Consider the following 13,136-nt stretch of genomic DNA (forward strand, 5'->3'; position numbering starts at 1 on the left):
ACGATTAGGTGGTTGGAAGAATACTAAGCGAACGGATCGCGCTTCCATAAAGACGTTATGGCAAGGATGGTTTAGGCTGCAAACCATCCTTGAAGGGTATGAACTGGCTAAGTCTCTTGATTCACTAGACTTGTGATCAAGAGACAGGGTTAAACCTGCCTTTTTACTATTCTTTGTTTGGGTTGACTCGCATAATGTCATCTTGCCCCTGCTGAAATTGCTTTTTCAGCTCAGCTTTAGACTTAAAGCTAATTTCCCCACCCTGTGCAACTGTCATATGTTGCGCTTCTGAATTATGCTTAGATTGATACAACATCACAGCTTGCATACAAGAATCTCGCTGCTCTTGTGAAAGTAGAGTACCCTCAGGCCACTTTCCTGTTTCTACAGCAAATAGTAGACGCTCATAAGCCTCTGGTGTGATGGCATTGATTAACTGCTCTGCGTCCATGGAAAATCCTAATTCGTCAAAAAAGATAGACGAACATTAACTGGCTAGCAGGCTGAGTCAAGATAACAGCAATAATTAAGTGTAACGGATCACAAGCAACGACACTATGAAATCACTAAAAGCACTCACACTGATAACTATAAGCTTTGGCCTTGTTGGCTGTTTTGAAAGTAACAAGAATACCGAGCAGCTGTGCAGCTCTAACCCGTCGCTACAATGTGAGCGGCTCAACATGGGTGATGGTCAATGTCGGATACCGAGAACAGATTTAATATGGCACCGCTTCGAAGTACTCAAAAACCCGACTGATGACAATAAGATCAAAGAGTATCTCCACCTCGCTGAGTACAAAAAGTGTTTAGAGCTCGCCTCGCAAATTCAACCGATTGATCAATCAGGCCTAAAACAGCGTCGATTTGATGCGTTGGTCAACGCATCCGATGATTTGGACTCGATCGTCGCAACACTGGAGAAATCGAACTCCGCTCAAGCCTATTACTTTTTGTGGAGTCAAACGGGCAGTGACCAAGCAAGACGTAGCTTTTTGCAGCTAGAAGGCTCACCTGCTTTGGAAACTGCTGAAATGCAGTACGCACTCGCAACTTTCTATACCAGTCGAGATCAAAACAAGACCCGAACTTTGTTACTGCGTGCTTTAGAGTTAACTAACCGCAATACAATTAATACCGAAGTATTTAAGTCGCTAGCCAGCACCACTTATCGACTGGGTACCAAAAAAGAAGCCTACATCTGGACCATGGTTGCACAAAGGTACGAGGTACCTATCGCGTCAACTAGCGAATTGCAACTGCTTTACGGATTCGACAAAAGTACCTATCAACAGTTAGACGATATTGCTGAGCAGTTAGAAGATGCCATTAATAGTGGCACCTTCAACGCCAACATGGTGCCAAAATTTAAATAGTGACTTGAATGTTGTAAGGATGAAACAAACAGCGGTGATTTATTCACCGCTTTTTTGTGAATTGTTGAAAATTAACGACACTGAATTAACACAAAACCTTTCACCAGTTGTTTTCGGTCCATCAGGAAAAACGTGACCTAAATGACTATCACAGGCTGCACATCTGATCTCTGTTCGAGTCATTCCGTGACTAAGATCTTCTAAATAACGAATAGCCCCATCGTTAATAGGGGCATCGAAACTTGGCCACCCACAACCTGAATCATACTTGTTATCAGATATAAATAGGGGGGCTTTACAGCATGTACAGGCATAGATACCTGTCGCTTTATTATGCAGAAGTTTGCCACTAAACGGGGCTTCAGTCCCTTGTTCCCTGCAGACTCGATACTCTTCATCAGATAAGGCCTCACGCCAGTGTTCATCAGGCTTCACGACCTTCTCTACCTTCTGTTTCACAACACTATTTCTCCGTATTCTCATTTTTTATTATGACTTTTTTCGCGAAAAACTTGCGAACGACAACCTTTGTAGCACATACTTTGACACCATAACAGGATGGTTAAACTTTCAGCACAGCTGTCAGCGTCGTCCACTATTTTACGTCAACTGGTTAGGGAAAAAACCAGTAATCCGTTCAAAAGATGACCATTTGCGACTAATTGTGAAAAAAAGCGACGCTTTTTTTTGACTTTAAACAAGTTAAGTCCGATTATCAGTTGCAGATTTTGACTGGATTCTGTAATTTTACTACCAGTTATCTTTAATCAGAAATTAAGTTGTGGAGCAACTATAATGACTATCAAAGTAGGTATTAACGGTTTTGGCCGTATCGGCCGTTTCGTTTTCCGTGCAGCGCAAGAGCGTAACGACATCGAAGTAGTAGGTATTAACGACCTAATCGACGTAGAGTACATGGCATACATGCTTAAGTACGATTCAACTCACGGCCGTTTCAACGGTACTGTTGAAGTTGAAGGTGGTAACCTAATCGTTAACGGTAAGACTGTACGTGTTACTGCTGAGCGTAACCCAGAAGATCTAAAGTGGGATGCTATCGACGTTGACGTTGTAGCTGAAGCAACTGGTCTTTTCCTAACAGACGAGACTGCACGTAAGCACATCACTGCTGGTGCTAAGAAAGTTGTTCTTACTGGTCCTTCTAAAGACGCAACTCCAATGTTCGTTATGGGCGTAAACGATTCAACTTACGCTGGTCAAGACATCGTTTCTAACGCTTCTTGTACTACTAACTGTCTAGCACCTGTAGCTAAAGTTCTTAACGACAAGTTCGGTATCGAATCTGGTCTTATGACGACAGTTCACGCTACTACAGCAACTCAAAAAACTGTAGACGGTCCTTCAGCTAAAGACTGGCGCGGTGGTCGTGGTGCTTCTCAGAACATCATCCCATCTTCAACTGGTGCTGCTAAAGCAGTAGGCGTTGTTCTTCCAGAACTAAACGGCCTTCTAACTGGTATGGCTTTCCGCGTACCAACTGCTAACGTTTCTGTAGTTGACCTAACTGTTAACCTAAAAGAAGCTGCATCTTACGAAGCAATCTGTGCTGCAATGAAAGAAGCTTCTGAAGGCGAACTAAAAGGCGTTCTAGGTTACACTGAAGATCAAGTTGTATCTCAAGACTTCATCGGCGAAGTTCAAACTTCAGTATTCGACGCTAAAGCTGGTGTTGCTCTAACTGACAAATTCGTTAAAGTTGTATCTTGGTACGATAACGAAATCGGTTACTCAAACAAAGTTCTAGACCTAATCGCACACATCTCTAAGTAATTCTTTAAATAGTAGTTACTTTAAGATAAGCGTTTAGCGCAGAATCTTGTAAAAGGCGGCTCTCGAGTCGCCTTTTTAGTATCTGCCGTATTTGAATATCGAAATCATATTCTTTGGTTCACTTGTTTAGAGTGAATATAGGAATGTCATTTCTCTTACTGAGGACAACTAAATGAATTTAGAGCAATTACCTGCATTGACTGTACTGTCTGATAACGTAACTATCGTCGAGAAAGACGATGTAAAGATCGTACGCGTTATTCACGAGAAGGCTTCTGCTGGTATCTGTCTACACGGCGGCCACGTAGTCTCTTTCCAACCTAAAGGTCAACCGGACCTAATTTGGATGAGTGAACAAGCAATCTTTGACGGCAAAGCAGCACTGCGTGGTGGTATTCCAGTTTGCTGGCCGTGGTTTGGTCGTATTGCTGCGCCTGCGCACGGCTTTGCGCGCAATAGCGAATGGACACTACTTGAACACCGTGAAAATGAAAATGGTGTAATCGTAGAGCTTGGGTTACTGCCGTCCGAATCAACACTTGCTGTTTGGCCTCACCAGTTCCAAGCTCACCTACTGGTTGAGATTGGCGATGAGCTAAAAGTTACGCTAGACGTAACCAATACCGATACTCAAGCTTGGACATTCTCTGGCGCACTGCACACATACCTAACCGTGGGTGATATCGAGCAAGCCGCGACTACGGGTATGGGCCCTGAATATATCGATAGCCTAAAAGATGGAGAGATTTGTCAGGGTGGTGAAACTCTGCAGCTAACCGACACTATTGATCGCGTTTACACTCAACCTAGTGCACAAATCACCGTTCAAGATCCAGTCCTAAACCGCTCGTTAGTTGTTGAGAACCAAGGCCACAACTCTGCCGTGCTATGGAACCCATGGGCAGAAGGTGCACAAGGTATGGGCGATATGCAAGATGACGGTTACCAAACCTTCCTTTGCGTTGAATCGACTCTACATGCACCGTCTATTGAACAAGGTAAAACGCTGCAGCCGGGTGAAAGTCACCAGCTTGTTACCACACTATCTTCTAAGTAAGTAGCGAACATATCTCTAGCCCTAGTTTCGACTAGGGCTAGCCGAAACAATTCCTTTTTCCGCATAGCAGTTCCTGCTAGACTCTGCGCTCTCAAATATCGAATCTGAGCTATTTATGTCCTACACCTGCCCCCTTTGTCACCAATCACTCTCTTTAAACGAGCGTACCTATCGCTGTGAAAACAACCATGCCTTTGACCTAGCGAAAGAAGGCTACATCAACTTGATGCCAGTTCAACACAAGCGTTCAAAAGATCCAGGTGATAATAAAGAGATGATGCAGGCCCGCCGACGATTCCTTGAAAAAGATCACTACCAACCACTTAAAAAGTACGTAGCGGAACTTTGTGGGCAGCTGTTAGTCGATACCAAACATAGATTATTAGATATCGGTTGTGGCGAAGGTTACTACACCACAGAGGTTGCCTCTCATTTAGCCCAACAGTCTGACAATGCCACTGTGTATGGCTTAGATATTTCTAAGGTCGCAATTCGCTACGCCGCTAAACGATACTTAAACTGCGCATTCAGCGTGGCATCAAGTCATCGCCTGCCCTTTGAGCCTTGCAGCCTAGACGCAGTGTTACGAATTTATGCGCCGTGTAAAGCGCAAGAGCTACAGCGAGTCATCGCTGACAGTGGCGTGGTAGTGACTGTGACTCCCGCCGGGCGCCACCTCTACCAACTGCGCGATGAAATCTACCCAGATGTGCGTTTACATAGTGAAGAGGCGGAATGCATCGAAGGGTTCCAACTCGAAAAGCAAGAAAAGCTCAATTACGTGATGCAGCTCAGTGATGGTGATGCCTACGATCTTCTCCAGATGACACCCTTTGCCTGGAAAGCATCGGATGAGCTAAGAGAAAAACTCAAATCAGCTACACTCTATGAGTGTGAGGCCGATTTTATGATCCGTGTTTATCGTAAAACAAGCTAATAGATAACAATTCTCATTTTTATTGAGTTATTGCAACGCCTCCATTATTATTGCTACGATCATTAATGGAGGTTTTTATGCTGCGGCTTTTTACCATATTTTTTAGTACATTAGCACTGTCTGCCTGCTCTGTATTCTCAACAAATCCTACTGATACCACTATAGGTAATTTCTACGACTATCAACTCTATTCACCAGCCAAGCAGCCGATTTCTCTGCAAGCATTACCTCGTGAAATCCTCGATGCTGATGTCATTCTTATTGGTGAGTGGCATACACACTCTGCTATCCATCGATTCCAAACAGAGCTTTTAGATCAATTAACCGAGCAAAATGACGTTGCGCTCTCGATGGAACAATTCTCTCGAGATAAACAAGCCACAGTCGACAGCTATCTAGCAGGCGAAATTGGCGAGCAAATTTTGATAAAAAGTGGCAATGCTTGGCCGAATTATGAAAGTGACTACCGCCCTCTCGTCGAGCTCGCTAAAAAGCATAAGCTCGACATCATTGCCGCCAACGCTCCTAAACCGATTGTTCGCTGTATCGGCCGACAAGGGATAGGCTATTTGGACAAGTTGGATAGTCAGCAGAGAGTCTTGTTAGCCAATGAAATAGATACCTCAGTGAGTCCTTATAAAGAGAAGTTTATGGCATCCATGCACCACGGCGAGCCAGAGCAAACTGAAAAACAATTTGCCGCTCAAATCACCTGGGATGAGACCATGGCAGAAAGTATTACTCATTACCTAGATACGCACCCATCGACTCAAGTACTGCACATTGCGGGAAAGTTTCACATTGAGCAGGGATTGGGAACGAAAGCGTCGATTCTAAAGCGCAACCCAAACCTCAGTGTTGTCGTCATATCTCCAAACTCAGATCTGACCGAGGAAAACACTGGCCAAGACTTTATACTCAACGTGTTAGCACCTCCGACTCGTTATGTAAAAATGGAGAATCGAATGGCGGCCTATCAGCACCTCACTAGCCGCAATAATACCTTAGAGTGTAAATAGGCACTTTGATTGCTAATGATCTCCTTACAGGCCAATTTGCATCTGACATCTTGTAGGACAAATCAGATATAACGGCCCTGTTATGAAATCGGCACACTTTATGCTTGTATTGTTTTTATACAAATTTTGCATATTTTGCACAAGTTTTTCACCAAGCAGTCGATATAGTGTCTGAGGATAATGTAAGGAGATCATTATGACCCCAGTAGGAATGGAGCCAGCCAAGCTGTCCCCTACCCAGCAGGTAAAGCCTCAAGCTACTGCCGCCCCCCAAGAATCAGGACCGGCCCCACTTAAAGTTGAGCAAAGCAAAGTGACCCTTTCAGAGGAAGGAAAGGCGCTTTTGGCCGCGCTACAACAAATTGAAAAAGATGGTAAAGCAACACCTGAAGACGGCAAAACCGTCGGTGATAAAGTTGAATCCTTTGCTCATGGCGCTTTAGGCATGGACCATCCAGACAAAATTGAAGAAGAAGATGATGGTTCGTACTCAGCGGGGCAATACCTTTCCGCTGCGGCAACCGTAGGTGGCATTCTACTCGCGTTGATATAAACGTTTATAAGGGCAATATCGCCTGAGCCATTAGCTTTTGTTTTCCTCACGACAAATTACTCCGTTTGTCGTGTGAAGTCGCATCATTCCATAATCAAGGAACTCTTAATTATGGAAAGATCTTCGTGCGAAACACATTCTCTCTTATTGATAAACCTACCTTTTTTGGTGCTATCGCCCTGCTCTTAACCATTGTAATTCCACTTATTTTGTTCCCGCAACAGGGCGCTGATTGGATTGCAATTGCCAAAAGCTTCATGACCGATAAACTCGGTTTCCTTTATCTTGCGCTAGGCCTAGGTGCATTTTTCTTCATGATTTATGTCATCTTCAGTGATATGGGCCAAATTAAACTTGGCGATCCTGACGAAAAGCCTGAATTCGCTACCGCATCATGGGCAGCTATGCTGTTCTGTGGTGGTATCGGTGCGAGTATCTTGTACTGGGGTTGTATAGAGTGGGCCTACTACTACCAATCACCGCCATTCCAATTAGAGCCTGGCAGTGAAGAGGCGGTACGCTGGGCTGCGACCTATGGCTTGTTCCACTGGGGACCAATTGCATGGGCGATTTACCTTATTCCAGCCTTACCGATTGCCTACTTCTTCTATGTACGCAAGCAGCCTGTTCTAAAAGTATCAAGTGCGCTAATGCCAGTACTGGGCGAAGAACGTACTAAAGGTGCAGCAGGTAAAATCGTCGATATATTATTTATCTTTGGTTTACTTGGTGGCGCTGCAACCACACTAGGTCTTGCTGCACCACTGATCGGTGAAGGTCTAAACTTCCTATTCGGCATTCCCCAAACAACTTTAAGCCAAATTGCGGTTCTACTCGTTTGTACAGCAATCTTTGCCTACTCTTCCTACGCTGGGATGGAAAAAGGCATCAAGGTACTGAGTAACATCAACTTTTGGGGTGCGATGGGTCTATTGGCTTTTGTTCTCTTTGCTGGCCCAACCATCTTTATGCTCGAAACAGGGCTCGACTCAATCGGCCGTATGCTGTCAAACTTCTTTGTGATGGCAACATGGGCAGAACCATTTGGTGGCTACGGTACATTTGAAAACACCCACTTCCCTCAAGACTGGACTATTTTCTACTGGGCTTGGTGGTTGGTGTTTGCGCCAAGTATGGGTCTGTTTGTTGCGCGTATCTCACGCGGACGCACCATTAAACAAATGGTCTCTGGTTCTATTTTCTTCGGTTCTTTAGGCTGTTTCTTGTTCTTTATGATCTTAGGTAACTACGGCTTATCGTTACAGCTATCAGGCGAACTCGATGTAGTGGGAATACTTAATACCGAAGGGGCAACCAAAGCGATTTTCTCGATGCTGAACGCACTGCCAATGGGTACAGCCGTCATCGCGGTGTTTACCATCCTATGTATTATCTTCACGGCAACCACCTTTGACTCGATTTCTTACATCCTTGCTTCTGTAGTTCAAAACGATGTCACAGAAGAGCCGATGCGTTGGAACCGACTATTCTGGGCATTCACGCTATCGTTTTTGCCAACGGTACTGATGTTCCTTGGCGGATTAAGTACATTACAAACAGCGGCTATCGTCGGCGGTTTACCTCTGCTTGGAATCTCAGTGATGTTGATGATTTCTGCAGTTCGAGCAACAAGCCTAGACCTGCGTCATCAAGAAGACTACGTTGAGCCAACCATCAATATCGAAGATCTACCAGAAATGGATCCATGGTCTTCAGAAGGTATGGCGTTAGCGCGCTTTGAAAGAAGTCGTGACGCCGCTCAAGAAGCAGCAGAGCTGGAACGCGAAGCTTTAACCAAAGTGATTAGTGTCAAAAAACGTATTCGTGCCTTCGCACTTGAGCATTCAGGCGATGAAGAGTTCTCTGATCATCACCTACCGCAAGAGCTACAAACTGAGCTGCAAATCGCTCTTGATGAGGTAGCAAAAGCTCAAGAGCGTAAACAAGAAGCGTCAGAGCAAACCCAACTCGCGCGCGGAGAGTTTAACCAAGCGGTAACTAACGCGGCAACAGCCTAGCCATTATTCTTCCTTCCTTAGCTCAAAGCTCACCAATTGGTGAGCTTTTTTTCGTCCATGTCTACAAGTCCTGTATCACCGCTACCGCTTTTTCGCTGAGTGCCCCCAAAGAAAATTCGCCATTGACTCAACCGCAGCAGAAGATAAAAATGAGCACAGCTAAAACATAGGCAAACCAACATGTGCGAAATATTTTCTCATCAACCACAAGAAAACTATCAAACCATCGCCCGCTCGATCCGTATCGATGGTCATGCTACCAGTATCAAACTTGAAGCCAGTTTTTGGCAAATCCTTGAGGAAATCGCCGCGCAGCAGCAGATGACTCTACCGCGCTTTATCAGCTCCATCTATAAAGAAGCGCTACTTCACAACGGCGAAATCAGCAATTTCACGTCATTATTACGCTGCGCTTGCTTACTCTATCTGCGCCAGCCAACGAACGTAATGAACATCGTTAACGAACAACTGGCAAGCCAATCATAAATTTTCCATGTCGTACTCTAGTACTACCTAATCCACTCCCTCTGCCTCTATCCTACCCTCATCAAAAGTTAAGGGGCCGTTATGACCAAACTCATCCACTCTATGGTAAGAGTCAGTGACCTTACCCAATCAATCGAATTTTATCGCCAAGCGCTTGAACTAGAGATCAAAGATCAATTTGTCTTTGATGACTTTAGCTTAACCTACTTAGCAAATGCGCAAACCGGGTTCGAGTTAGAGCTTACGCATAACCACAGCCAGATTGAGCCATACACCCATGGGAGCGGTTACGGACACTTGGCGGTGAGTGTAGAAGATATCGAGCAGGCACATAAGCGTATCGTCGAATTAGGGATCGAAGCATCTGATATTAAAGCGTTTGCGCACAACGGCGCTCATCTTGCGACCTTCTTTTTTATTACCGACCCCGATGGATACAAAATCGAACTCCTGCAAAGACAGGGCCGATACTTATAACAAACAAAAAAAGAGTAAACACAATGATTAATTTGACAGCAACATTTCACGCTAAAACCGGACAAGAACAGCAACTCGAAGAACTTCTGGTTGCAATGCTGGCACCAACTCGCCAAGAGCCAGGTAATAAACGCTACTGCCTATTTAAAAATAAAGACGATGCCGCAATCTTTACCTTCCAAGAGCAATTTGCTGACCAAATCGCTTTTGATGAGCACTGCAAACAGCCGTACTTCATTCAGCTACTCGCTAGCTTAGACGGCCTTTTAGATCAGGAACCAAAGATAACCTTCTTAGAAGAGTTATCTGCATAAAAAAAGAGCGCCAGACGGCGCTCTTTTTTATTCTTGAATAAGATTGTTCTCTTTGACCATATGCAAATGAACATCTTGCTGTGGGAATGGAATTGAGATCCCTTCCCTATCAAAACGTAGTTTGACCTCTTTGGTGACATCCCAGTAAACATCCCAGTAGTCGTCTGTTTTTACCCAAGGACGAACGATGAAATCTACTGATGAGGTATTCAAAGTGTGAACCTTGATGTTTGGCTCTGGCGTTTTCAGTACCGCCGGGTGCTCATGTACGATATCGGTTAGAATCTTCTCCGCTTTGAGCAAGTCATCGGAATAGCCAATACCAAACACCATATCGACTCGACGAAGGCGCTCATGCGTCACGTTCTTAATCACATCACCCCAGATCTTACTATTTGGAATAATAATGATCTGGTTATCGAACGTCTTGATCGTGGTATTCACTAGGCTCATGTGGCTAACCTTACCATCCACGCCACCAGCAAAAACAAAGTCACCCACATCAAACGGTCGGTAGATCAGCAGCATCATACCCGCAGCAAAGTTAGACAGTGTATCTTGCAACGCAAAACCGATAATCACACCAGCAATACCGAAACCCGTTAACACTGGCGCCAGGTTAAGCCCGACTTGCGACAAGGCGACTAAAATACCGATCACCCAGACGATGTTGCCAGACATGCCAATAAAGAAGTCTTGCATCAACTGAGAGAGCTTAAGGTTTTTCGAGACTACCGTTTTGCTCACTACCTTACGCACTAACTTAGCCAATAGCTTAGTTACCAACAGCAGAAGCACAAAAATAAACAGCTGGAAGATGTACTGAGTCGCGTTATCTCCGAGCCAATCAAACGCATTCGTCGACCAGTGAGTCACAATAGAAAGAATGACTTTTCCTTCAAACAGATCTTGAGTAATGCTTCCCGTCACTTCGAACATCAAACGTTTGTATTCTGACGTATCAATCTCAAGCTGTTCCGCAATTGGGATAAGGGAAGAAAGGCTTTCCACAGCGATGTTCATACGCTGCTTAACCACTAACTGGTGAAGCTGTAGACTCGCCTTCTCAGACTCAGGGCTGACGGTTAACTGCTTGCCAACCACTTCAATCTGCTGACTAAAATATTCGACCGAAGCCGATACAACGCGCAGGCGTTTCGATACAACAGCACGGAACTGAGCTTTAGCCTCTGCGTCTTCTACGCCTAGTTGTTCTAGCCACTTAATATTTTGCCAGTTTGACTGAATAACATTATCTAAATAGTGCTGAAGCTCTTGATACTCATTGAGAAGAGAGAGACGCTCCTCATCTTTAGCGTCATCGATTTTAATGTTCAACGCTTTAATTTTTTCATCAAGATATATCGTCGCACCTTTCGAATAGCTTTGTTGCATCTTGACCTGAGCGATCAATTGCTCTTTTGGCAGAGAGCCTTGTCTTACTGCATTTGCAAGAACCGTTCGTAACTCTTCATTTTTCTGAAACAACTTAAGCTGCAGCGCATCTTTCTCATCACCACTTGATGAAGCAAGGGTATCAGAGAGCTCTTTTAGGTCAGTATTGATTTTGTTAAACGCAGTTTGTGTGCTCGACGTGCTAACAACAGGCGCTTCTTGTGCGGCTATTGAGAACGGGCTGAACAATACACTGAGCATTAGGCTAAAGCTGACATACCATCCAATGCTACGGTGAGACAATAAATTCATAATTACCTCAGAAAAGACAAATACAACTATTTGTTTATTATATGAATGAGCCTAGAGTTTACACCACTACGCCCTAACAATTGATATTGATTAATCAATATATGGCACAAAAAAGCAGCCGATGGGATGGCTGCTTTAATCAAAATCGACGCAATTCAGATTTTACTCTGGAAGAATAACCTTTCCATCAACAATTGGTAGAATGTTGCCTTGTGGCTTATTGGTCGTTTTCGCCGTTACCGCGGTACCACCCAAATCATAGGTCACGTTATAACCTACCGTCTTGCTTGATGTGGTGTATTGCGTATTACACTGCCTTTGAGTCGTGGTAATCACATCATTCTTTTGCGCGTTATCTTGGATCTTTCGGCCAGTCATTGCACCTGCAACAGTGCCAACCGCCGTCGCAATAGTTTTACCTGAACCGCCGCCAACTTGATTTCCTAACGCTGCACCTGCAGCCGCGCCGCCCAATGTGCCGACCAATTTATTGTCATCTTTGATCTCAGCCTGCGTCGTCACAACCACATCTTTACACACTTGATGTGGGGTTTGCACCTGCTCAGTAATTGGCTCTACAGAAGTAACCGTTGCATAAGTTGGCGCGGGAGCTTTGTCATCCTGACACGCACTAAGAAGAGTTGCCGTCGTAATGGCAAAGATAATAGATTTGATTTTCACTCAATTGTCCTAACGATAATACTAACTGGCGCACATGCTAATCGTATCTAAGCGGCAAAGAATCAAGTTGAGTTAAGAGTTATGTCAGTAACGAGTGAAGAGTGCCGCAAAGGCTAGTGAGGAGAAGTCGGTTAAAAACTGGGTATGGCGATGAGATGATTAAAAGCGAGGCTTAAGCTAAGCCTCCACGTATACGTAATGACCCTAGTCTCGACCAGGGTGATTCAAAATGTGGTCTTCCCAATTTACCACGTCAATTTCATACACCACTTTATTGCGAACACTTTCTCCTGCAGCATGCATTGCTGATTTCGAACCTGTCAGTAGTGGGTGCCACTCTGGTAAAGGCTGTTTTTCTGCCAATAGACGGTAAGCGCAGGTATGAGGCAACCAAGTAAAATCTTCGATATCGTCGCGTGTTAACTTAGTACACTCCTCGTCGTAATTGAAACGATTCGGATAGTCTTTGCACGAACAAGTTTTACTATTGAGCAAGCTACATGCCACATTGGTGTAGTATATTTCGTCGGTATCTTCATCCATGAGTTTGTGCAAACAGCATTTACCACAACCATCGCAAAGTGACTCCCACTCTTGCTCGGTCATCTGCTCTAAAGCTTTTTTCTGCCAGAAATGCGTCATATTCGCCAACCTCAAATATTCAAATACGTCACGAAAAAAGGAAAGCCGAATTTATATAGATCCTTTGACCAAAGTGCA

General features: G+C 44.5%; 15 protein-coding genes. 10 read left to right on the forward strand and 5 right to left on the reverse strand.

All coding sequences use genetic code 11. The features are described from left to right. Positions 1-166: 166 nt before the first annotated feature. The gene (locus tag ELS82_RS12750; protein ID WP_004413373.1) at positions 167-451 is read right to left on the reverse strand and encodes a YeaC family protein; all 285 of its coding nucleotides are present in this window, start codon (positions 449-451) and stop codon (positions 167-169) included. 106 nt (positions 452-557) lie between these two features. On the opposite strand from ELS82_RS12750, the gene ELS82_RS12755 reads away from it, so the two are divergent. Further along, positions 558-1,376, forward strand: coding sequence for a DUF2989 domain-containing protein (locus tag ELS82_RS12755; RefSeq protein WP_134835805.1), 819 nt, complete (start codon positions 558-560; stop codon positions 1,374-1,376). Between the two features lie 39 nt (positions 1,377-1,415). On the opposite strand, the gene msrB is transcribed toward ELS82_RS12755, so the two are convergent. Then, on the reverse strand, positions 1,416-1,835 hold the full coding sequence (gene msrB / locus ELS82_RS12760) for a peptide-methionine (R)-S-oxide reductase MsrB (RefSeq protein ID WP_134835806.1): 420 nt from the start codon (positions 1,833-1,835) through the stop codon (positions 1,416-1,418). Positions 1,836-2,171: 336 nt separating this feature from the next. Between msrB and gap the strand changes: the two genes are divergently transcribed. The 9 genes from gap (at position 2,172) to ELS82_RS12805 (ending at position 10,028) form a co-directional block, all read left to right on the forward strand. After that, positions 2,172-3,167 carry a type I glyceraldehyde-3-phosphate dehydrogenase gene (gene gap / locus ELS82_RS12765; RefSeq protein ID WP_049846785.1) on the forward strand — a complete coding sequence of 332 codons (996 nt, stop codon included), beginning with the start codon at positions 2,172-2,174 and terminating at the stop codon, positions 3,165-3,167. 172 nt (positions 3,168-3,339) lie between these two features. Then, positions 3,340-4,224, forward strand: a complete 885-nt coding sequence (locus ELS82_RS12770) for a D-hexose-6-phosphate mutarotase (RefSeq protein WP_134835807.1) — start codon at positions 3,340-3,342, stop codon at positions 4,222-4,224. A gap of 115 nt (positions 4,225-4,339) precedes the next feature. Then, positions 4,340-5,161, forward strand: coding sequence for a 23S rRNA (guanine(745)-N(1))-methyltransferase (gene rlmA / locus ELS82_RS12775; protein ID WP_134835808.1), 822 nt, complete (start codon positions 4,340-4,342; stop codon positions 5,159-5,161). A 77-nt stretch (positions 5,162-5,238) separates the two neighbouring features. Further along, positions 5,239-6,180 carry a ChaN family lipoprotein gene (locus tag ELS82_RS12780; protein ID WP_134835809.1) on the forward strand — a complete coding sequence of 314 codons (942 nt, stop codon included), beginning with the start codon at positions 5,239-5,241 and terminating at the stop codon, positions 6,178-6,180. A gap of 196 nt (positions 6,181-6,376) precedes the next feature. Further along, the gene (locus ELS82_RS12785) at positions 6,377-6,733 is read left to right on the forward strand and encodes a hypothetical protein (RefSeq protein ID WP_134835810.1); all 357 of its coding nucleotides are present in this window, start codon (positions 6,377-6,379) and stop codon (positions 6,731-6,733) included. Positions 6,734-6,858: 125 nt separating this feature from the next. Then, on the forward strand, positions 6,859-8,751 hold the full coding sequence (locus ELS82_RS12790) for a BCCT family transporter (protein ID WP_134835811.1): 1,893 nt from the start codon (positions 6,859-6,861) through the stop codon (positions 8,749-8,751). Between the two features lie 180 nt (positions 8,752-8,931). Continuing rightward, on the forward strand, positions 8,932-9,237 hold the full coding sequence (locus ELS82_RS12795) for a ribbon-helix-helix domain-containing protein (RefSeq protein ID WP_134835812.1): 306 nt from the start codon (positions 8,932-8,934) through the stop codon (positions 9,235-9,237). Between the two features lie 81 nt (positions 9,238-9,318). Continuing rightward, on the forward strand, positions 9,319-9,714 hold the full coding sequence (locus ELS82_RS12800) for a VOC family protein (protein WP_134835813.1): 396 nt from the start codon (positions 9,319-9,321) through the stop codon (positions 9,712-9,714). Positions 9,715-9,737: 23 nt separating this feature from the next. Then, positions 9,738-10,028, forward strand: coding sequence for a putative quinol monooxygenase (locus tag ELS82_RS12805; RefSeq protein WP_134835814.1), 291 nt, complete (start codon positions 9,738-9,740; stop codon positions 10,026-10,028). Positions 10,029-10,055: 27 nt separating this feature from the next. Here ELS82_RS12805 and ELS82_RS12810 read toward each other — a convergent pair whose 3' ends face one another. The 3 genes from ELS82_RS12810 to ELS82_RS12820 all read right to left on the reverse strand — a co-directional run bounded on the left by ELS82_RS12810 (position 10,056) and on the right by ELS82_RS12820 (position 13,058). After that, positions 10,056-11,735 carry a mechanosensitive ion channel family protein gene (locus tag ELS82_RS12810; protein WP_134835815.1) on the reverse strand — a complete coding sequence of 560 codons (1,680 nt, stop codon included), beginning with the start codon at positions 11,733-11,735 and terminating at the stop codon, positions 10,056-10,058. A gap of 162 nt (positions 11,736-11,897) precedes the next feature. Further along, positions 11,898-12,416, reverse strand: coding sequence for a glycine zipper 2TM domain-containing protein (locus ELS82_RS12815; RefSeq protein ID WP_134835816.1), 519 nt, complete (start codon positions 12,414-12,416; stop codon positions 11,898-11,900). Positions 12,417-12,620: 204 nt separating this feature from the next. Next, positions 12,621-13,058: a YcgN family cysteine cluster protein gene (locus ELS82_RS12820; RefSeq protein WP_134835817.1), complete on the reverse strand. Its 438-nt coding sequence runs from the start codon at positions 13,056-13,058 to the stop codon at positions 12,621-12,623. Positions 13,059-13,136: the final 78 nt, after the last annotated feature.

It is taken from the genome of Vibrio ouci (assembly GCF_004551525.1).
In the GTDB taxonomy this organism is placed as follows: domain Bacteria; phylum Pseudomonadota; class Gammaproteobacteria; order Enterobacterales; family Vibrionaceae; genus Vibrio; species Vibrio ouci.

Excerpts from the sequence above, each read along its gene's own strand:
- ELS82_RS12820 (WP_134835817.1), bottom strand. The coding sequence starts at position 13,058 with ATGACGCATTTCTGGCAGAAAAAAGCTTTAGAGCAGATGACCGAGCAA.
- ELS82_RS12800 (WP_134835813.1), top strand. The coding sequence starts at position 9,319 with ATGACCAAACTCATCCACTCTATGGTAAGAGTCAGTGACCTTACCCAA.
- ELS82_RS12795 (WP_134835812.1), top strand. The coding sequence starts at position 8,932 with ATGTGCGAAATATTTTCTCATCAACCACAAGAAAACTATCAAACCATC.
- ELS82_RS12785 (WP_134835810.1), top strand. The coding sequence starts at position 6,377 with ATGACCCCAGTAGGAATGGAGCCAGCCAAGCTGTCCCCTACCCAGCAG.
- ELS82_RS12780 (WP_134835809.1), top strand. The coding sequence starts at position 5,239 with ATGCTGCGGCTTTTTACCATATTTTTTAGTACATTAGCACTGTCTGCC.
- ELS82_RS12805 (WP_134835814.1), top strand. The coding sequence starts at position 9,738 with ATGATTAATTTGACAGCAACATTTCACGCTAAAACCGGACAAGAACAG.
- ELS82_RS12755 (WP_134835805.1), top strand. The coding sequence starts at position 558 with ATGAAATCACTAAAAGCACTCACACTGATAACTATAAGCTTTGGCCTT.
- gap (WP_049846785.1), top strand. The coding sequence starts at position 2,172 with ATGACTATCAAAGTAGGTATTAACGGTTTTGGCCGTATCGGCCGTTTC.
- ELS82_RS12770 (WP_134835807.1), top strand. The coding sequence starts at position 3,340 with ATGAATTTAGAGCAATTACCTGCATTGACTGTACTGTCTGATAACGTA.
- ELS82_RS12810 (WP_134835815.1), bottom strand. The coding sequence starts at position 11,735 with ATGAATTTATTGTCTCACCGTAGCATTGGATGGTATGTCAGCTTTAGC.
- ELS82_RS12750 (WP_004413373.1), bottom strand. The coding sequence starts at position 451 with ATGGACGCAGAGCAGTTAATCAATGCCATCACACCAGAGGCTTATGAG.
- rlmA (WP_134835808.1), top strand. The coding sequence starts at position 4,340 with ATGTCCTACACCTGCCCCCTTTGTCACCAATCACTCTCTTTAAACGAG.